Source organism: Burkholderia sp. KCJ3K979 (assembly GCF_016759955.1).
GTDB lineage: Bacteria > Pseudomonadota > Gammaproteobacteria > Burkholderiales > Burkholderiaceae > Burkholderia > Burkholderia orbicola.
Genome location: NZ_JACFYV010000003.1, coordinates 13,372 through 33,249, shown reverse-complemented (window position 1 = coordinate 33,249; position 19,878 = coordinate 13,372). Strand labels below are relative to the sequence as shown.

At 62.2% G+C, this 19,878-nt stretch carries 13 protein-coding genes and 1 pseudogene; 9 read left to right on the top strand and 5 right to left on the bottom strand.

All coding sequences use genetic code 11. The features are described 5' to 3' along the window. Positions 1-19 precede the first annotated feature (19 nt). The 3 genes and pseudogenes from H3O04_RS01495 to H3O04_RS01485 all read right to left on the bottom strand — a co-directional run bounded on the left by H3O04_RS01495 (position 20) and on the right by H3O04_RS01485 (position 5,792). Positions 20-1,486 carry an efflux transporter outer membrane subunit gene (locus tag H3O04_RS01495; RefSeq protein ID WP_202586976.1) on the bottom strand — a complete coding sequence of 489 codons (1,467 nt, stop codon included), beginning with the start codon at positions 1,484-1,486 and terminating at the stop codon, positions 20-22. Continuing rightward, positions 1,483-4,644 (bottom strand): efflux RND transporter permease subunit, encoded by a 3,162-nt coding sequence (locus H3O04_RS01490; protein WP_202586975.1) that lies wholly within the window; start codon positions 4,642-4,644, stop codon positions 1,483-1,485. The genes H3O04_RS01495 and H3O04_RS01490 overlap by 4 nt, the downstream gene beginning before the upstream one ends. 9 nt (positions 4,645-4,653) lie before the next feature. Beyond that, positions 4,654-5,792: pseudogene (locus H3O04_RS01485) on the bottom strand (efflux RND transporter periplasmic adaptor subunit). A gap of 270 nt (positions 5,793-6,062) precedes the next feature. Here H3O04_RS01485 and H3O04_RS01480 point away from each other — a divergent pair. Next, complete coding sequence (locus H3O04_RS01480) at positions 6,063-6,782, top strand: response regulator (protein WP_202586974.1); 720 nt, start codon at positions 6,063-6,065, stop codon at positions 6,780-6,782. After that, positions 6,782-8,089, top strand: a complete 1,308-nt coding sequence (locus H3O04_RS01475) for an ATP-binding protein (protein ID WP_202586973.1) — start codon at positions 6,782-6,784, stop codon at positions 8,087-8,089. The genes H3O04_RS01480 and H3O04_RS01475 overlap by 1 nt, the downstream gene beginning before the upstream one ends. A 628-nt stretch (positions 8,090-8,717) precedes the next feature. Here the strand turns inward: H3O04_RS01475 and H3O04_RS01470 are convergent. After that, complete coding sequence (locus tag H3O04_RS01470) at positions 8,718-10,271, bottom strand: aldehyde dehydrogenase family protein (protein WP_202586972.1); 1,554 nt, start codon at positions 10,269-10,271, stop codon at positions 8,718-8,720. 1,306 nt (positions 10,272-11,577) lie between these two features. Between H3O04_RS01470 and H3O04_RS01465 the strand changes: the two genes are divergently transcribed. The 7 genes from H3O04_RS01465 to H3O04_RS35960 all read left to right on the top strand — a co-directional run bounded on the left by H3O04_RS01465 (position 11,578) and on the right by H3O04_RS35960 (position 18,703). Beyond that, positions 11,578-13,119: a carbohydrate porin gene (locus H3O04_RS01465; RefSeq protein ID WP_202586971.1), complete on the top strand. Its 1,542-nt coding sequence runs from the start codon at positions 11,578-11,580 to the stop codon at positions 13,117-13,119. A 600-nt stretch (positions 13,120-13,719) separates the two neighbouring features. Then, on the top strand, positions 13,720-14,991 hold the full coding sequence (locus tag H3O04_RS01460) for an MFS transporter (protein ID WP_202586970.1): 1,272 nt from the start codon (positions 13,720-13,722) through the stop codon (positions 14,989-14,991). A 74-nt stretch (positions 14,992-15,065) separates the two neighbouring features. Continuing rightward, positions 15,066-16,325 carry a GntR family transcriptional regulator gene (locus H3O04_RS01455; protein ID WP_202586969.1) on the top strand — a complete coding sequence of 420 codons (1,260 nt, stop codon included), beginning with the start codon at positions 15,066-15,068 and terminating at the stop codon, positions 16,323-16,325. A gap of 501 nt (positions 16,326-16,826) precedes the next feature. Next, entirely contained in the window at positions 16,827-17,216 is a 390-nt protein-coding gene (locus H3O04_RS01450) for a hypothetical protein (RefSeq protein ID WP_202586968.1), read from the top strand. Continuing rightward, the gene (locus H3O04_RS01445; RefSeq protein ID WP_202586967.1) at positions 17,210-17,818 is read left to right on the top strand and encodes a hypothetical protein; all 609 of its coding nucleotides are present in this window, start codon (positions 17,210-17,212) and stop codon (positions 17,816-17,818) included. Before H3O04_RS01450 ends, H3O04_RS01445 begins: the two co-directional genes overlap by 7 nt. Before the next feature lie 187 nt (positions 17,819-18,005). Further along, positions 18,006-18,392 (top strand): hypothetical protein, encoded by a 387-nt coding sequence (locus tag H3O04_RS01440; RefSeq protein WP_202586966.1) that lies wholly within the window; start codon positions 18,006-18,008, stop codon positions 18,390-18,392. Between the two features lie 26 nt (positions 18,393-18,418). Further along, entirely contained in the window at positions 18,419-18,703 is a 285-nt protein-coding gene (locus tag H3O04_RS35960; protein WP_237666134.1) for a hypothetical protein, read from the top strand. Between the two features lie 400 nt (positions 18,704-19,103). On the opposite strand, the gene H3O04_RS01430 is transcribed toward H3O04_RS35960, so the two are convergent. Continuing rightward, the gene (locus H3O04_RS01430; RefSeq protein ID WP_202586965.1) at positions 19,104-19,877 is read right to left on the bottom strand and encodes an SDR family oxidoreductase; all 774 of its coding nucleotides are present in this window, start codon (positions 19,875-19,877) and stop codon (positions 19,104-19,106) included. Position 19,878: the final 1 nt, after the last annotated feature.

The window sequence follows — 19,878 nt, the reverse complement described above, 5'->3', positions numbered from 1 at the left end:
CCATCGTGGCCGGCTGTCCCTACCCTGTTTCGGACCAGCCGCCGCCGAGCGTCTTGTAGAGCGTGACGAGGTTCGACAGCTTCGCGAGCTGATCCGTGACCAGCTGCTGCTGCGCCGTGAACAGCGTGCGCTGCGCGGTCAGCAGCGTCAGGAAGCTGTCGCTGCCGGTGCGGTAGCGGGCCAGCGCGAGATCGTAGTAACTCTGCGCGGCGCTCACGTAGTCCCGATCGGCCGCCAGTAGCGCCACGTAGGTTTCGCGGCCGGCCAGCGCGTTCGCCACTTCCTTGAACGCGGTCTGGATCGCCTTTTCGTAGTCGGCCACGTCGATGTCCTTCTCGATCTTCGCGACGTCGAGCGACGCTCGGTTGCTGCTGTAATCGAAAATCGGCACGGAGATCGACGGCGCGAACGTCCACGCGCCGGTGCCGGCCTTGAATAGCGTCGAGAGGCCGCTGCTGGCGGTGCCGGCGTTGGCGGTCAGCTCGATCTTCGGGAAGAACGCCGCCCGTGCCGCGCCGATGTTCGCATTGGCCGCCTTCAGCGTGTGCTCGGCCTGCACGATGTCCGGCCGGCGCTCGAGCAGATCCGACGGCAGGCCCGCGCCGACGTCGGCCAGCATCGCATCGCTGTCGAGCAGGCCGGGACCGCCGTCGAAGTCAGCCGGCAGCGGGCAGCCGATTTCGGCCGCGAGGTTGTTGCGATCCTGCGCCACGGCGCGCGTGTAAGACGCCGCGCTGGCGCGCGCGCTGGCCAGTGAAGTTTGCGCCTCGCGCACGTCCTGCAGCGACGCGCTGCCGATCTTCATCATGCTGACGGCCAGCTCGTAGGTCTGGCGGTCGGCCTCGGCCGTTTCCGTCGCGATCTTCAGCATCGCCTGATCGGACAGCAGTTGCAGGAAATCGGTGGCCACCGTCGCCACCAGCGAAAGCTGCGTGCTGGTGCGCGACGCGTCGGTCGCCAGGTAGGTTTCCAGCTCCTGTCGCTTGAGGCTGCCCAGGCGACCGAAAAAATCGATTTCCCACGAGGTGGTGCCCACCGACACGCTGCTCGAGCGACTGACCACGCCCGAGCTGCGTGCGCTCGTCAACGAGCCGCCGGCGTCGATCGTCGGCGCCAGCGCGGCGCGCGTGATCCGGTACTGTGCTTCGTATTGCGCCACCTGCAGGGCGGCCACGCGCAGGTCGCGGTTGTGGTCGAGCGCGAGGCCGATCAGCGTTTGCAGGCGCGCGTCGCGAAAGAACGTGCGCCAGCCGACGTCGGCGGCGAGCGGTGCGGAAGTCGTGGCGCTGACGGTGGCTGAGGCAGACGATGCCGTCGAGGCTGTGGAAGCCGCCGAGGCAGGCGACGTAGCCGAAGCCCCCGTCGAATAAGCGGCCCCCGTGGGCCAGGTACCGGCCATCGGCGCGGTCGGCCGCTGATAGGCCGGGTCAAGCGAACAGGCGCCGAGCGCCAGCGCGCACAGCAACGAGACGAGTTTCAGTTTCATACTTGATCCCTGGCCGAGCCGGCGGCGTCGCCTTCGCGGTCGCGGCGCGATGCGCCGAACAGCTTGCGCACCACGACGAAAAACACCGGCACGAAGAAAATGGCGAGCACGGTGGCCGCGATCATGCCGCCGGCCACGCCGGTGCTGATCACGAGCGGGAACACGCCGAACACGAACGCCAGCGAGGTCATCAGGATCGGCCGCAGCCGCAGATCCGCGGCTTCGAGCACCGCTTCCGCGACGCTCTTGCCCTGCACCTGCAGATTCTTCGCGAATTCGACGATTAGAACCGCATTCTTGGTCGATAGCCCGATGGTGGTCAGCAGGCCCACCTTGAAGTAGACGTCGTTCGACAGCCCGCGCAGATGCGCGCCCAGCAGCGCGCCGAGCACGCCGATCGGCACCATCAGGATCACGGCGAACGGCACCGTCCAGCTTTCGTACAGTCCGGCCAGGCACAGGAATACGACGATCAGCGAGATCGCGTACAGGTAGGTGGCCTGCGAGCCGGCCAGCACTTCCTGATACGACTGGCCTGTCCATTCGATGCCGAAGCCGCTTGGCAACTGCTGCGCGATCTTCTCGACCGCCTGCATCGCCTGGCCGGTACTGACGCCGGGCGCTGTCTGTGCGCTCATCTCCATCGCCAGCTCGCGGTTGTAGCGCTCGATCTGCGGTGGGCCGAAAGTCCAGCGCGTCCTGGAGAACACCGAGAACGGCACCATCCGCCCGTCGTAGGACGTCGACGTGCTCGACGACGAGCCGGAGGACGAAGAGGAGGATGAAGACGATGAATCCGCGCGCACATACCACTGCCCGATGTCCGACGGCATCATCCGGTAAGGCGCGTCGGCCTTCACGTAGACCTTCTGGATCCGGCCGGTATCGATGTAGTTGTTCACGTACGACGAGCCGAACGCGGTCGACAGCGTCGTGTCGATATCCGAGATCGACAGCCCGAGCGCACTGGCCTTCTCGCGGACGATGTCGACATAAAGCTGCGGCGTGTCCTCGAGGCCTGCCGGGCGCGTCATTGCGAGCGACGGTTCCTTCGCGGCCAGCGCCATGAAGCGGTTGCGCGCGCTCAACAGCTTGTCGTGCCCCTGGCCCGAACGGTCCTCGATCTCGAAGTCGAGGCCGCTTTGCGTGCCGAGCTCCTGGATCGCGGGCTGGTTCATCACGAAGATCTGCGCATCGCGACGCTTCGCGAACGCGGCGTTCGCGCGATTGATCACCGCCTGCGCACTGTCGTTCGCGCCGCGCCGGCCCCAGTCCTTGAGCTGCACGAAGGCGAGCGCGTTGTTCTGCCCCTGGCCGTTGAAGCTGAAGCCGTTGACCGTCATGATGTGCGCGACGGCCGGCTGCTTCAGGAAGTACTGCTCGACAGCCTGGACCGTCTTCAGCGTGCTCGATGCCGGCGTGCCGACCGGCGCGGAAACGGACACCATGATCGAGCCCTGGTCCTCTTCCGGCAGATACGACGACGGCAGCGTCACGAACAGCAGCGCGACGATGTCGGCGATCAGCGCATAGGCGATCATCCAGCGCGCGGGCTTCGCGACGACGCGCGCGAGCGTCGCACTGTATCGCGCGTTGCTTTTCTCGAACATCCGGTTGAACGCGCCGAGGAACCCGCGGCGCGCGTGCTGCTCGGCCGACGCGGGCTTGAGCAGCGTCGCGCACAGCGCGGGCGTCAATGTCAGTGCGAGCAGCACGGACAACACCATCGCGGACACGATCGTCACCGAGAACTGCCGGTAGATCGCGCCCGTCGAGCCAGAGAAGAACGCCATCGGGATGAACACGGCCGTCAGCACGGTCGTCACCCCGACCAGCGCGCCGGTGATCTGCCCCATCGCCTTCTTCGTCGCGGCCTTCGGCGTGAGCTTCTCATCGGCCATGATCCGCTCGACGCTTTCGACGACGACGATCGCATCGTCGACCAGCAGCCCGATCGCGAGCACCATCGCGAACATCGACAGCACGTTGATCGAGAACCCGATCGCCGACATCACGCCCAGCGTGCCCAGCAGCGCGACCGGCACGACGATGGTCGGGATCAGCGTCGCGCGCAGGTTCTGCAGGAACAGGTACATCACGAGAAACACCAGGATCACGGCCTCGAAGAGCGTCTTCACGACTTCCTCGATCGAGATCTTCACGAACGGCGTCGAATTGTACGGATAGCTGATCGCGACGTCCTTCGGCAACTGCGGCTGCAGCTCGGCGAGCTTCGCGCGAACCTTCTTCGCCGTCGACATCGCGTTCGCGCCGGTCGACAGCTTGATCGCGAGCGCGGCTGCCGGCTTGCCGTCGCTTCGCGACGAGGTGTCGTACGAATCGCCGCCGACCTCGATGCGCGCGACGTCCTTGAGCAGTACCTTTGAGCCGTCGGCATTGACGCGCAGCAGGATGTTGCCGAACTGCCCGGGCGTCGTCAGCAGGCTCGACGATGCGATGATCGCGTTGATCGCCTGCGCATCCGTCGCGGGCGCTCCGCCCAATTCGCCGACCGACAACTGCGCGTTCTGATTGGTGATGGCGGTCGTCACGTCCGACGCGGTGAGCCCGACGCTCTTCAGCCTGACCGGGTTCAGCCAGATCCGCATCGCGTGCTCGGCGCCGAACAGCGTGACGTCGCCGACGCCGGTCAGTTGCGTGAGTGAATCCTCGATCTGCGTCGCGATCACGTTGCCGAGCTCGATCGAGTTCAGCGTGCCGCCGGGCGACGACAGCGCGACGATCATCAGGAAGTTGCTGGACGCCTGCGCGACCTGCACCCCCTGTTCCTGCACGGTTTCGGGCAGTGACGCCGACGCCTGCGTCACCTTGTTCTGCACCTGCACCTGCGCGATGTCGGCGTTGGTGCCGGGTTCGAACGTCAGGTTGATCGTCGCCTGCCCCGCGTTGCTGCTCGTCGACGACATGTACATCAGGTTGTCGATGCCGGACAGCTTCTGCTCGATCACCTGCGTGACGGTCTTGGCCACCGTGTCGGCGGATGCGCCCGGATAGGTCGCGCTCACGCGCACCGAAGGCGGCGCGATGGTCGGATACTGTTCGACCGGCAGCGTCGTGCTCGCGGCGCCACCGATCAGCATGATCACGATCGCGATCACCCATGCGAGGACCGGGTGCAGTATGAAAAATCCTGCCATGCGCGCTCCTTACGACTTCGCGGCCGACGCATCGGCCGTCACATGCACCGCCGCGCCGGCCTGCACCTTCTGCAAGCCGTCGACGATCACGCGATCGCCCGCCTTCAATCCGCTCGACACGATCCACCGGTCGCCATAGGTGGTGTCGGCGCGCACGGCCACCTGCTTCGCGTGGCTGGTCGCATCGACGACCCACACGCTCGCGCTGCCGTCCGACGCATGCGTGACGGCGAGCTGCGGCACCAGCAGCGCATTCGCATCGACACCCTCGTCGAGTTCCGCACGCACGAACATCCCCGGCAGCAGTTCGCCGTCGGGGTTCGGGAAAATGATCCGCAGGGTGACGGATCCGGTCGTCTGGTCGACGGTGATGCCGGAGAACTGCAGCATGCCGTCATGCGGATACGGCGTGCCGTCTTCCATCGTGAGCCGCACGACGGCGCCGTCACCGGCGCGCTGCAGGCGACCCGATGATACGCCTTGCGCAACCGCAGCCATTCGGCGCTCGAGCGGGTGACGTCGAGATACATCCGGTCGTATGCCTAGATGGTCGCGAGCGCGGTGGTCTGGTCGGCTGTCACCAGCGCTCCTTCGGTCACCGACGACGCGCCGATGCGCCCGGCGATCGGCGCGGTGATCCGCGTGTAGCCGAGATTGACGCACGCGGATTCGAGCGACGCGCGATCGGCCAGCACGTCGGCCTCGTCTTCGCGCACCGCCGCGGCCGCGTCGTCGTTGTCCTGCGCGCTGACCGCGCCGATCTTCGCGAGCTGCGCGTAGCGCGCGGCCTTCGTCTTCGCCGACGCGAGCGTCGCTCGGGCCTTCGCCAGCGTGCCGCGCGCCTGGTCGTAGGTCGCCTGGTATGCGGCCGGATCGATCTGGTACAGCACCTGTCCGGCCTTGACGTCGGCACCTTCGGTAAAGAGCCGCTTGCGCACGATCCCGCCGATCTGCGGCCGCACGTCGGACACCTGCAGCGCCGACAGGCGGCCCGACAGCACCGTGCGCTCGACGATCCGCTGCGGCGCGAGGGTCCGGATGCCGACCTCGACGGCCGCCCCGGCCACGCCCGGGGCGGAGGCGGGGGCGGGGGCTGCGCCATGATCGCCGCAGCCCGAGAGCGCGAGCGACGCGAACAACGCCAGCATGACCGGCCAGCGCGTCGGCGATGCAGGGCCGGACAACGCCGGCAAACACAACCGGCAACATTCCAACTGCTTGTTCATATGTACGCCGACCATCCTTCCAAGATGCGGTGCACGATACGTTAAACCACTCCTACGTTATTGATTTTTATGTGCATTTAAATAATGTGTCGTGATTAACACAGACCGATCGTGCGCACCGGAGTACATTTGTCGGCGAACGCACCGCGGCCGCGCGCCGCATACGACACGCACGTAACGACGGGAACTCCATTGACCGGCAATTCCATCCTGGTCGTCGAAGACGACGCAGACATCAGCGTCCCGCTGGCCGCCTTTCTGTCCGGCAAGGGCTACGTCACGCACGTCGCGGACAGCGTCGAAGCCGCCGACGCGCTGCTCGCGACGGACGACGTCGACCTGGTCCTGCTCGACGTGATGCTGCCGGGCAAGGGCGGGCTCGACCTCTGTCGTCGCCTGCATGCGGAGGGCAGGCCGCGCATCATCATGCTGACGGCACTCGACGATCCGACGGACAAGGTGGTCGGTCTTGAGCTCGGTGCAGACGACTACGTACCCAAGCCGTTCGATCCGCGCGAGTTGCTGGCGCGCATCCGCGCCGTGTTGCGCCGCCCCGTCGCCGCCGAGGACGACGAACGCAAACCGATCACCGAACTGGTCCCGCAGTTTTCCGGCTTCACGTTCTATCCGTACCGGCGTTTCGTACGCTCGCCGGCAGGCCTGCGCGTGCCACTGACGGGCGCGGAAACCGACCTGCTGCTCGTGCTCTGCCAGCACGTCCGCAAGGTGCTCTCGCGCGAAGAGCTCATCAATCTCACGCGCGGAACCAACTTCCCGATCTCGGGGCGCTCGATCGATTTGCTCGTGAGCCGGTTACGGCGCAAGCTCGCCGGCAACGATCCGCTCGAGGAAACGATCCGTACGGTACGCACCGACGGCTACGTGTTTCAGCCCGACGCGGTCTTCGTCTGATGCGCCGGATCATTTCCACCACGCTCGGGCAGATCCTGCTGATCCTGACGTGCTCGTCGAGCGCGACGGCCGTGCTCTTCATCGTTCTGCTGTCGCACCACACCGCGCCGGCTCCACCGTGGCCATGGCAGAGCGCCTATCGCATCGCCAGCGCGGTCGAGAGTCTGCGCGCGATGCCCGACGCCGAGCGCAGCGCCGTGGTCGCGACGATGCGGCAGCCGGGGCTGTCGTTCCGGCTGTCGCAGGCTGCGTCGGGCTGCTCCGCAGAAACTCGGGACACGCGAAACCTCGAGTCCGTGCTGAAATCGGAGCGGACGGGCGCGGCGGCCCTGTCCGTACGCGCTTGCGCGGGCGAACATACCGGCGATGCGCCGATCCAGGTACGAGTGCCGCTCGGCAACCAGACGCTTGAGGTTCAGACCGTCCGCAATGCGGTCGAACCGCCACGCTATTCCTTTCCGTTCTACGGCGCGTTGATCTTCATGTGCGTGGGCGTGGCCGCGATGTCGGCGTGGGCCATCTCGCGCGTGATCCGTCCGTTGCGACGGTTGTCCGAACACGCCGACGCGTTCGGCCAGCAGATGTCGGTATCTCCGATCGCGGAAGAAGGCCCGCTCGAAATTCGATCGGCGGCACATGCATTCAACCTGATGCAGGAACGCATCGCGCTGTCGGTCCAGAACCGTACGCGCATGCTCGCTGCGATCAGCCACGACTTGCGTACGCCGCTGACGCGTATGCGGCTGCAACTGGAAATGGAACAGAGCGAATACGTGCGCGACAAGCTGATACGGAACATCGAGCTGATGCAGTCGATGGTCACGTCCACGCTGGCCTTCCTCAGCACCGGCGTGGACCGCGAAGAGAAGGAATGGCTCGACCTCGGCGCACTGATCTCCACGCTGTGCGACGAATACGAGGAGGCCGGCACGGCGGTGCGGTATGTCGGCCCGGATCGGATCCGCTTCTTTTGCCGCCCGGATGCGATGCATAGGGTGCTGACGAACCTCATCGAGAATGCGCTGCACTTCGGCAGCGGCGTCGCGGTGGCCGCATCGATCCACGGTCAGAGCGTGCATATCGATGTGGTCGACGACGGGCCAGGCATTCCCAAGGATCGACTGCGAGACGTGATCGAGCCGTTCGTGCGTCTCGATCCGGCTCGCTGCGATCGCCCGGGGGGCGTCGGGCTCGGTTTGTCGATCGTTCGAGAAATCGTTCACGCTCACGGCGGCACGTTCGCGCTCGTGAACCGAAAACCGACCGGGCTCATCGCGCGAATCGTGCTTCCGTGGCCGCGAGGCTAGGCGCATTGGCGACAGGGAAGATTGCGCGTATGCCGATTCCGGTCGGTTACCGCACAATCTCGCACCCGCTTTTCCCCGAAAGCCATGCGCACCTCGACATAGACCGAGTGTTGGTCACTCGACGAATAGCCGTTTCGGCCACTCGCTCGCCGTAGATGAAAATAAGATCGTCTATCCTCCGTGCACATTCATCCCGACATCAGGACCTATACGCGACAGCGAATGGTGATTGCGGCGACGCGAACGACTCTGAACGCCCCCAAGGAGACATTTGTTCTTCTACAAAGCGGCCATTCATCCCCGCTAGCGACGCTGCTGCAATGCATGGTCAATTCGATCGCTTCCGATCCGGGCACCCGGCGCAATCGATGGAGTCGCGGACGACTATCGCCGCACGAACTGGACGGGCTCCGTGTTTTCGATGTCTTCCATACATCGCTGGCCGACGGGCCGTATAAGGATGCCGCGCTTGAAGTCGGCCATGAAGGAATGGCCTTCTTTTCGCGCTTGCGCATGTTCTTTCGACATACAGCCCTGAGTCAAGCACTTTTTTCCGCCGCTCCTGTCGTTGCGACTGAACCGTTCAACCCTCGGAAATTCTCGCGGCGGCGCCCAACGCACAGTTGCACTACACCGACCGACTGGATTCGTCGCGCTGCGCCATGGCCACCGCTTGGACTACTCGGAACGGGTAACGAGCGGGAGTCGCGCCTATTGTCATCCACTGCCATTCAGTAAACTCGTCGACGTTCGTGGTACTGCCAAACCGCGAACCGTTGCCCGATTGGCCCATCCCGCCCATCGGGATGCCGGGCAAATCAGAAATGGTTTGATCGTTGATATGGATCATCCCTGCTCGTATGCCCCGCGCCACGCGCAGCCCGCGCTCGAGCGACGCCGTTTGTACGGCGGCCGCAAGGCCATATTCCGTATCGTTAGCCAACTGAATTGCGTGCTCTTCGTTCTCTGCGATGACGACGGGCGCCACCGGACCAAAGATTTCCTGCTCATAAGCGGCCATTCCCGGCGTTACGTCGGACAAGACCGTCGGACGGTAGTAAGGATGCTCGTACGTGCCGCCGGTTACGATTAGCGCACCGCCTGCGACACTTGACGTCACCAGATCATGAATGCGCTCAATCTGTCGCCGGTTGATGATTGGGCCGATCGCGACATCCTCTTGGAAAGGGTTGCCCACGGCCAATCGCTCGGCGTGATCGCGCAGTGATTCAAGATAAGCTTTTGCAACGCTCCGCAGCACGATATGTCGACCGGAAGCCATGCAGATCTGTCCTTGGTGCAGGAACGAGGCCCACGCACCTGCCGAAGCTGCTGCGTCGATATCTGCATCATCCAGCACGATGAATGGGCTTTTCCCACCCAACTCCAGTGCCACCTTTTTGACGTGTTGGCCCGCCAGTTCGCCTACGCGCCGGCCTACCCGCGTCGAACCCGTGAACGTGACAAGCCGCACTGCCGGCGCACATACCAGCGCCTCTCCAACGTCGGCCGCCCCGTTGACGATCTGAAAGACGCCCTCCGGTAGTCCAGCCTCGGCGAAAATCTGTGCCAAAACCACCCCTCCGGTAATCGGCGTCTGCGGGTCGGGCTTCAGCACGACCGCATTGCCGACCGCTAGCGCTGGAGCGACCGATCGCATTGCCAGAAGCAGGGGAAAGTTCCACGGCGTGATGACACCCACTACGCCGAGCGGCACGCGGCGCGCAATACTCAGACGTCCGGGATTGGCGGAGTGCAGGACCTGTCCCTCCGGTTCGATGAAAAGCGCTGCAGAATAGAATAATTCACCGATCGTGCCTTGGAGTTCCGTTTCCGCTTTCGCGCGCAGGCCGCCAGTTTCACGAATGATCCATTCGATCATCGTGTCGTGACTGTCCTCCAGAAGCTCGGCCGCGCGTCGCAATACGCGCGCCCGAGCCTCCGGGCTCTCGGTCTGCCAGGTGAGTTGAGCGCGCTTTGCGCGATCGACTGTGTCAAGGACGGATCTCGGCGTGCTGCCGCCGATCGTGCCAAGCGGGAGGCCAGTTGCAGGCTCGCGAACCTCTATCAATTCTCCCTCGGATGGTACCCATCGTCCTTGAAAAACACGCCCCGTCCATATACCAGGCGAAAATATTCCGTTGGCATGCAAAGGCTGGTCAATGGTTTTTCTGTCGTTCATCACGTTACTCCTTTCATCAAAGTGCATTGCACCAAACTTCTTGCAGTGGCCTAGCGACCTTAGCCATGCTCCCCAAGACGCCATCGCCATGGCTTCGTCATGCGCACATAAAGCACTGATCGCCCGAGCCGCATGCGTCCGGTGCGCTTTGATCTCGGTTGTAGGCGCCCTGAAGTGCTCTCCCATGCCCTGCCTAACGGAATGCCTTTATCTCGCCAGTAGATAAGTCACACCGAGGACCGTTAGCCGTCTACTTCTGAAAACGCTCGAAGCTCGACATGGCTGACGCAGGGTCTGAGGGAGAATGCACTTGGCCTACGCAGACACTTTCGCGAGATCAACGCTCTGCCGATGAGATTTCCTTGCACCCGCTGTTTCCGGCCGCGTTGCAGACGTGACTCAATCCATCAATCGGCCGTTGCTCCGACCGCAGCCTCACCGCCCGTCGCCTACTGCAACCGGCATCGGATGTAGAAACTCACGCGGCGGAGAAATCTAGCCGCTAATCGCCTGACCTAGAGGTTCGTTAATCTCCACGGCATTGCCCTCCGCACGATTTCCAGACGCCAAACCGCGCCCTCGAACGGCGCGAAAAATCGACACCTCGATATATCTCGAGTAAACGCTTTCGCCATTGTCAAGCTCGTCACTCAAACTTACGTTTGCCGCTCCCGCACAGCCCCTCTTCAGAAGGCTACGCCTCCTCCATCCTTAAACCAGAGGCCAGATTAGAGCGCTTGATTCAGGGCGCTCGCTAAACGCCACCCGGGTCCTTTGTGAACAGGCCGGATCGCGCTACGCCTTCCACGAACTGGCTTGTTCAACGTGACGGACAGGCAAATCCACAGACCAGGCAAGGTGCCGCGGAGCCACTCCGCTCGATAGCACCGAAGTATTGCAACGAGCAATTTATCCTCCTTGTTTTCCGTTGCGTGACGAGGTGCAATGGGACGGCTCCGCGAGGAAGAAATCAGATGATGCGCTCGGACGGGCAGTTTTGCGCTATCGATCAACGAGTGATTTAGCCACGCCCGTTCGCGTTGAGTCACCGGTTGTCCAAGGTCCACGGCGTGCCGCCTGTCGGGGCCATGGCGCTGTCCAGCCGGGGCAGCGTGCGAGACGACGGGCTGCGAGCGCGTGCCGCCTCTTTCTTCATATGCAGCGGCCGTGCCAATAAACGAGCTTTAATTAATATGTATTACTAAATAAATAACATAAGATCCACCTTGCCAGAATGACTCGATTTTGGACAAGAGATCGATCGAGCGAAACATCAGCCGAACTATGGCGACTACAAGGAGGAGACATGAAACTGCTCAATAAGCTGACGCGCGTTATCACAATAGCGATCGTGACTCTAGGATGCTCATCGCTTCCCGCAATAGCATCAGGCACCGACCAGCAGGCTGCCGGGGCAGCCAACGCAGCAAGCGGAGCAGCGAGCACGCCGCTCACGGGCGATAACATCCCCCGTCCCCCAAACGTCTCGGCGTCTGTCGCTCAAAGTCTCCTGCAGGCGCAGACGGAAACCGGCCAAAATCCACCCACAGTCACCAGCGTAAGTGCGGCCCCGCCCGGCGCGGGGCACCCACCCAGAAAAGGGCCGCTTAGCGGCATCGGCGATGCACTTGAAGCCCGCGGAATTAATCTTCGCCTGCTTTTGACAAACCTCTCTGCCGCAAACCCTTCAACTGGCATCTCGACGGGAAAATCGACCGACTACTTCACCCTCTTTATGGGGGCAGACGTCGACCTGGAGAAGCTTGTGGGGATTCCTGATACGCAGTTCCATATTACTGAGGCCTGGGAGCCGCCTTCTCACAACACAGTAAGCTTCACAACTCAGACCGGATCCGCCTTTACACCGCTTGTTCAGCAAACCACCACCAATGACTTGATCAAGTTCACACTGTCGCATGACCTGTTTGAAAAGCGGCTCCACATCGAGTACGGGCGCATGAACCTGACGGACGATTTCTTTGTGTCATCGATGTGCGCAGGATGTGTAGTGTCGACTCCTGCTATCACACTCAACGTGCCAGGCATCACGAAATCGTTGTGGGGGGCACGGGTCGCGTACTTACTCTCGCGCCATACCCGCCTAGGGTTCGGCGCGGTCGAAGACAACTCCACTCTTTTCATGAACTCTACTGGCTGGAACTGGAGTACCCGGACTAGGACGGGGGTTATAGGTATCGCAAATGTCATGTACACGACTGATTTCTCCGACACCCGGCATCCCCTCAATGCTGAAGCCGGGGTATATCACAATACGAGTCCTTACACGGACGATCTGCACAACGTGGATGGGTCGAGTCAGGTGCTCCGTCCTTCGGGCACTGTACTCAAACACGGCAACGGCACCTGGGGGTTCTACGGTCAGGCAAGAAAAGTCGTCTGGACCGCTCCGGGATCAGAAGGCCCTGTTCCCCCCAATGTCGCGATGTACGGCGGGGCGTTTATCACACCAGGCCCTGGCCAGTCCTTCCCGGTCGAAGCGTATGGTGGAGCGGAGTACGGCGGCTTTCTCAGAAACAATCCGGCGGCGCTCGTGGGATCGGTTATTCGTTATATCCAGTTGAGCAGGGGGCGCGCGCTTTATGAGCAGCAACTCAGTACGGTGAGCGGCTGGAGCAGTGACGGTGTTCACCGCAATACATTCTCTTTCGATGTACACGCACAGTACGGGCTCGCTCCCGGCATACTCGTCAATGGTTTCGCTCAATACTTTCTGCACCCGAACAGAATGCACCCATTGGCCGCCACCGGTTCAACCCGCAGCGGTTGGATGATCGGTTTGTCCCTTCTTATCGATCTTGGGCGTGTGACGGGGCTGACAAGCCCTTAAGCACCGATGCCGTGACTCCGCCGGATATCTGATCGACGCGGGACATGGGTCGCCTCGCCTAGCGCTCCAGCACCGGTCATTCCATCGGGGCTGCCCGCAACTTCGGCGGCCAGTCCGCGCCCGGCCCGAAAGCCGACCGCACTCGTCCCTTCCGGTTCGGCGTCCGCACCGGCGTCACCAGAAGATCAACGGCGGCAGTTTTCTCCGGCAAACCGGTCTAAGCCGTTCCGCACGACACGCCCGCTGTTTGCCATAGATCATCGTGGTCCCATCAACCGGCCCGGGCGGAATTCACGCTACTGGTTTAAGAGCGTCGCGAGGGGTTAAAACGTAACATGTAGCGAGGGTTGGCAGCGTATCGAGCTGTCCAATGCCAATTGTCTCTCGAGGTCGCCGCTGGCAGACAGAGAGCCGCGGCTGTCTGCGATCGGCTCTCGTTTAGTCGCGCGGCGAAACCCGGCGAGCGCACCGCCAGCGTCATGTGTCGCCGTCGCATCACTCGGATCGAGGGCCAGCGGTCGTGAGGCTAGGGCAAGGTACCGCCGACGGGCCGCGAATACACAGCAAACAACAATGACACCAGTCTTGGAGGAGCACTTGATGAAACACACAGGAGTCCCGATTCCTACGGCCGAAGGTCCGCCTTTGGCCAGCGAACGGTCGGCACGTACTGAGATAAGAAAAGAGGCGATTGTCGTCGCGATCGCCTGTTCGATCTGCATGGGGCTAAGCTTCGCGCCTGTCTTCATGGGGACGTTTCCCCTGTTCCTTCAACCTGTGTCTCGGCAATTCCAGTGGAGCGCTGCAATCTTCCCGCAAGCGATGTTGATTTCAGGCCTGACAGGCGCTCTTTCCGGGCCTCTGGTTGGCCGGCTGATCGATACGATGGGCGTCCGAAAGGTATTGCTCCCCGGGCTGCTGGCTTGGGCGGCAACGTTGGCAGCAATGTCCCTCCTCAATGGCAGCATTGTCGTGCTTTACGTCGTTTCGGCCTTGATGGGACCGCTGGCTGCAACATGCGGGCCGGTCGCGCTGTCCAAGGTCGTGTCGAGCTGGTTCGACCGAAGCCGCGGCATTGCGCTCACCGCCGTCCTCGGTGGGTCGGTCGCGCTCTTCACTTCCCTGATGCTGGTGCTCGCGCGTGTTCTTATGCCTGATATCGGTTGGCGGGGCACCTATCTCGCGCTCGCGGGCCTGATAATCCTCATCGCCCTGCCCGTTTCTTACTTCTTCTTGAAGGAAGCGCCGCAATCGAGCCCGCCCTTGATGGAGGGAAAGCCAGGTCCGCTGGACATGGACGTAAAGCCCATGGCTGCATTCACGAGTCGCGCCTTCTGGACGGTGATCCTTGCATCGACCCTCGTTTGCGCTTCGTGCAGCGGCTTGAGCAGTCACTTCCTTCCGTGGGGAGGGGAACGCGGTGTCTCCTCTGCCACAGCCACGTTTGCACTGACTCTTTATTCTCTTGTCGGGCCATTCAGTTCGTTGATCGCCGGAGGAGCCGCGGATCGGCTGCCGCGCCCGGGGATGCTCGCCATTGTCTTCGCTCTGCCGCTGCTAGGTTTGCTCGCGATGCTGACCTCGCGGGAATGGGCAGTCGTGGTCGGACTTGCGCTAATGGGCGCCGGCTTTGCCGCGGTGGCCGGCCTTTTGCCTTTCTTCACAAGCCGATATTTCGGGCTGACCAACGCCTCGACGATTTTCGGCGTAGCGGTTGGGCTCACCACACTGTCTCTGGGCGTCGGGCCGGTCGTTCTGGGCGTCCTACGCGATAAATGGGGCGCATACACTCCGGCGTCTCCAGTGGTCGCGGGCGCGCTGTCTCTGGCCGTCATACTCGCGTTGACCTTGCCGCGTTATCCCCGTCGTTGACGTTCAAAGAGAACACGCATAATGTCGAGTCCGAGCTAGAAAACTAAGGGACCCGCCGTTGTAGGAGACAGATCATGACCATGGCGCAACCCACGTCGGCGCAGTCACACGCCGATCAGAGCACGATAGTTTCTCACTTGAAAACCGCGAATCCGCTGTTCGATGCGATTGTAGGAACTGGCTCCGCGAATACCAAAGCCGCCTGCCTCATCGCGGCGCAAATCGAGGGAGATTTGATCGGTCGCAGTTGGCCCACCGGGACAATCTACGGGTCCGAGGCGCATTTGGAGACTAAGTTCGGTGTTTGCCGTGTCGTCGTACGCGAAGCTGTTCGGATTCTGGAGAGCCGCGGGGCGGCGCGGATGCGGCGAGGTCCGAATGGCGGCCTGCTGGTGCTGGCGCCGTCCATGCCGATAGTGCTGGAAGCGATTGATCGGTACGTCACATCGCATTGCCGTGAACTCCATCAGGGAAGCGGGGGCAGGACGATCCTGCACGCAGTTCACGCGCGGTTGATTGGCCAGGAACCAAAGATCTGTGTCGGTCCAGGACTGGTCGACTTCCTGGAAGGGTTGATCTCGGCGGTCGACCAATATGCGCGGCTAGGACCTTCAGGTCGCATTCCGCTGGGAGCCGCCGCTGAAAGCGCCCGTTCGCGGGCCCAGCATATATTCCGCCTACTCATGAAGGATCTGAGCCGCAATCACGAGATCGATCGCCGTCTGGGATCGGAGTTGGATCTCTGCGACCGCTATGGTGCCGACCGTGATGTGCTACGCCAGGCGGTGCGTGTTCTGGAATTCGAGGGAATAGCTGAATCGGTCGCCGGACGTGGCAAGGGACTGATGACACGCACGCCAGAGCCCGCCGCCTTGTGCCGGCTTATAAACTGCTACTTCATTGCAGCCCGCGTCACGCCGAGCGATGCAATGAGTCTTTTCAAGCTCTTGAGCGTAGAGGCCATTTCGATCGCCGCCGAGGAGGCGACCGACGAGGACCTTGCGCGCCTCAAGGATGCACAGCGGCGGCTGCATGCGGCCGATGTGCGCGTGACTGCAAAAGTGATGCAAGAAGCGGAGGAAAGCCAGTTCGGCATCATCGACGAGCCACTCGTCGATATCCTCCTGCGCTGCACCAAGAGCTACTCGACCTGGTGGTCTTCGATCCGCAATCCCCAAAGCGAGCAACTGGACATCATTTATCGAGCTGAAACGCTCAAGGTCATCTCGGCGCTCATCAAACGCGATGTATCCGCCGCCGCCGCCGCCCAGGCAGCCAAGGTCGAACGTCTTAACCGACTGGTCCTGAACCAGCAGCGAGTCCTGTCGGGATAGCAGAATTCCTCCGGTCGCGTCAAGCAACTGCTCCGTAAAACCCACTCGCCTTCGTCGCTCGCGAGGAACGCGACAGTGTTGGCGATGTCAGCCGCCGTGCCCGGGCGTCGCAGGGCGGATTGCCCTCGGCGATGCGCAGCATTTCGGCGGCCGCGGCGCGCATGCGTAACGTGCCATCAGCCCGCCGATGCGATGAGCCTGTCCGTGCGCAGCATAGATCGACGCTGGTCGACAGGCGGATGGAAGGATCCCTTGTTCGCTGCAGTGGATGGCGCCAACTGTCCGAACCTACCCTTTGGCGAACGCGCTTCGCACTCGCTTCTGCTGAACAAAGGTCTATTTCGTATCTAGTTGCCGTGGCCTCCTCATGATGCCATGGGTCACGCGATCAGGCCGGAATTCGACATCACGTTGATCAGCGATCCGACCGGCTGTAATAGCAGTCCCACCTACGGACTGACTTCGAAGAATTCACACATATCCGTATTTCGCCGACCTCGTATGGCTGCCAATCTGAAATATGTAGAGCCGGATACTCCGTTCGGCCTTTGGGAAATCCGCACCGGCGAGGTTCGTCCAGTCGATCGAGAAACTGGCCATCGTCTCGGCGCCAATATAATGAGTGATAGCCGCGACGCCACGTTACGCGCGCAGTTGATCGAAGCCTCGATTGCTCATATGCAGATGACGACTGCCCTGTCGCCTGGCCAACGAGATGCGATACGCTCCTTCGAACAACAGGTATACGTGGCACAGGTAGTTGACCGCACTGGCGGTTCGTTACAGAGCGGCGGTGCATTTCTCGGCCCGCGTGCTCTTCGCGACGGCAAGCCCGCGATGGTGCAGGCCTACTCGGCTTGGCCCATATTCCCGGAAATCGAAGGGTGGTAACCAGTGGTGTTGCCTCGTCGATCAAATGGCAGCCCCTAGTTAAGCTGCCAAAGTATCCGGCTATGCGGCCGGGCGAGGCGAGCGAGACACCGCAGCAACGGGCCTATCGCGATTCCGTCGCGCGCGGCTATCTGTCCTTCGAGTACCGGCAGTTCCTGATCCGTAACGTTGACGATCTTAACGGCTTCATCGGCAATCCCGTCAAGCAGACGTGTGCGTCCTGCCACAATATGGCTCAAACGGGCATGGATGTCGCGCCAGGTTATTTAGACCTTGGCACGACCAACTATCCGACGGCCATCCCCGCCCCCGACCTCCCCTTATTTCGGATCGGTTGCCATAAGGATGCCGCTCCTCACCCCTATCTCGGGCGGCAGATTTACACGACCGATCCGGGACGGGCCTTGATAACCGGACGCTGTGATGATGTGGGGAAGATCGTTATCCAGCAAATGCGCGGGCTTTCCGCGCGCGCGCCCTATTTCGCCGGGGGATCGGCCCCGGACCTCTGCGCGGTGGTCAAATATTACGATGATCGTTTTCATATCGGCTACACCGAGCAGGATACCGACGACCTCGCTCACTTCCCAGGCGCACTATGATGGCAGCATATACGAAGCCGGCAATGCTCATTGAGCTTGCCTTCGGAACACATCGCGGACCTAATGAGCTTTATGAAGGCGCTGTAACGACGGTTGGAAATGGGTAGTTGCCCTAGGACTGGCAATTGGCGGGGCGGCCGCCTTTGCCCAGGTCCCTACCTCGCAGCGCGATCGTCCGGGACGACCGGTGAGCTTTCTCGCCTGTCCTGAGTTCCGCGACACTGCCCGCCAATGTTGGATGGCCGAATCCCGCGGCAAGATTTACTACATTGGTGGGTTCGGTATCGCGACCCCACCGCAACGGCTGCACTGTGTGCTGGTGGAGGGTGTCGCTCATGACGACGAGATGAGCTGCGGCGCGATCAATACCGATCCTATCCATATCTCTCCTCTGCCCGAGATAGACGCGAGTTGCGACACGGTCCTGCCTGATAACGGCACCGGGCCGCGCGAAGGGTCGATCTTCGATCTACCGGCGGCCGCCTTGGCGCGTAACGGTGCCGGCGTGCTTGCCCCCCTCTGCATGCCAACACCACTTTCATCGTCGTCTTCGATTTCGACCGAGCCATCCTGAATTTGGTTGATCAGGCAAACGTCGAAATGATCGCGCGCACTATCATGGATTCTCAGGTGGAGCGCGCGGTTATAACCGGGCACGCCGGCCGCTCACGCCTTAGCGATGGCTCGACCATGGTTGAAACCTCGAAGATCGCCGCGCTTCGCACTGCAGCGGTGAGCGACGCCCTTATCCGCCTCGGAGTAGATCCGTCAATCGTCGATCGACGCGCAGTGGACAAGAGCGCGATCGCCGCGGCGGTGGGCGACGTAAAGAGCCGCAACGAGACTGTAGAGATCCAACTGGCGAAGCGTCCTGGTAGTCGCTAATTGGCACGGGCCGCCGGCCGTCGACAGCTTTTCGCGATCGCCGGAATCGCTGAATCAGTCGCCAGACGTGGCAAGGGACTGATACACGCGCGCCTGAACCCGTCACCTTGTGCCGGCTTATAAACTGCTACTTCACAGCAACCCCGCGTCACGCCGAGCGATGCAATGAGTCTTTTCAAGCTCTTGGGCGCAGAGGCCATTTCGATCGCCGCCGCGGAGGCGACTCACGAGGACCTTGCGCGACGGAAGGATGCGCAGCGCCTGAGCAACTGAACATCGTTTATCAAGCTGAAACGCTGAAGGTCCTCGCGGCGCTCCTCGAACGCGATGTAACCGCCCCGCCCAGGCAGCCAAGGTCGAACGTCTCAACGGACTGATCCTGAACCAGCGGCGAATCCTGTCAGCCCAGCAGCGTTCCTCCGGTCGCGTCAATCAACTGCCCTGTGATCCATCCCCCTTCATCGCTCGCGAGGAACGCGACAATGTTGGCGATGTCTGCCGGCGTGCCCAGACGTCGCAGCGCGGATTGCGCCTTGGCGTGCTCGATGAAGGCTGGATTGCCCTCGGCCATGCGCAGGAATTCGGCGGTCGCGGTCGGACCCGGTGCCACGGCGTTCACCGTAATGCCGCGAGCACCAAGCTGCAGAGCAGCGGTCTTACTGAACACCTCGAGTGCGCCCTTGGCCATCGCGTAGGACACGACATCCGGATTTACGATGCGCGAGGTTCCAGAGGAGATGTTGATGATCCGCCCACCATCGCGGAGGCGCGGCAATGCGGCCTGCGTGAGAAAGAAGGGGGCCTTCACGTCCACGGCAAATGCCTTGTCAAATTCCGCGGAACTCAGCACTTCAACGGAGCCGAACATGATCTGCCCAGCATTGTTGACGAGGATGTCGAGCCCGGCTTGGCCAGAACATGTCGACAAGCCGCGATCGAACTCCTCGAACATCGCCGTAAACGAGCCGTCCGACGCGTGGAGATCCGCCTGGATGACAAACGCCCGCCCGCCTGCCTGCTCAATTATCGCCAGCGTCTCTTGCGCGGCCTGCAGATTAGCTCCGTAGTGGATCGCCACGGTCGCGCCGTTGGCGGCAAGCCGCGTGGCAATCTCTCGACCGATGCCACGGCTCGCGCCCGTGACGAATGCGACTTTCCCTTTGAGGTCGGCCATC

What these genes read in the sequence shown, in the direction of transcription:
- H3O04_RS01465 (WP_202586971.1), top strand. Translation starts at nt 11,578, where the DNA reads ATGAAACTGCTCAATAAGCTGACGCGCGTTATCACAATAGCGATCGTG.
- H3O04_RS01475 (WP_202586973.1), top strand. Translation starts at nt 6,782, where the DNA reads ATGCGCCGGATCATTTCCACCACGCTCGGGCAGATCCTGCTGATCCTG.
- H3O04_RS01470 (WP_202586972.1), bottom strand. Translation starts at nt 10,271, where the DNA reads ATGAACGACAGAAAAACCATTGACCAGCCTTTGCATGCCAACGGAATA.
- H3O04_RS35960 (WP_237666134.1), top strand. Translation starts at nt 18,419, where the DNA reads ATGATCGCGCGCACTATCATGGATTCTCAGGTGGAGCGCGCGGTTATA.
- H3O04_RS01450 (WP_202586968.1), top strand. Translation starts at nt 16,827, where the DNA reads ATGGCTGCCAATCTGAAATATGTAGAGCCGGATACTCCGTTCGGCCTT.
- H3O04_RS01490 (WP_202586975.1), bottom strand. Translation starts at nt 4,644, where the DNA reads ATGGCAGGATTTTTCATACTGCACCCGGTCCTCGCATGGGTGATCGCG.
- H3O04_RS01460 (WP_202586970.1), top strand. Translation starts at nt 13,720, where the DNA reads ATGAAACACACAGGAGTCCCGATTCCTACGGCCGAAGGTCCGCCTTTG.
- H3O04_RS01495 (WP_202586976.1), bottom strand. Translation starts at nt 1,486, where the DNA reads ATGAAACTGAAACTCGTCTCGTTGCTGTGCGCGCTGGCGCTCGGCGCC.
- H3O04_RS01430 (WP_202586965.1), bottom strand. Translation starts at nt 19,877, where the DNA reads ATGGCCGACCTCAAAGGGAAAGTCGCATTCGTCACGGGCGCGAGCCGT.
- H3O04_RS01455 (WP_202586969.1), top strand. Translation starts at nt 15,066, where the DNA reads ATGACCATGGCGCAACCCACGTCGGCGCAGTCACACGCCGATCAGAGC.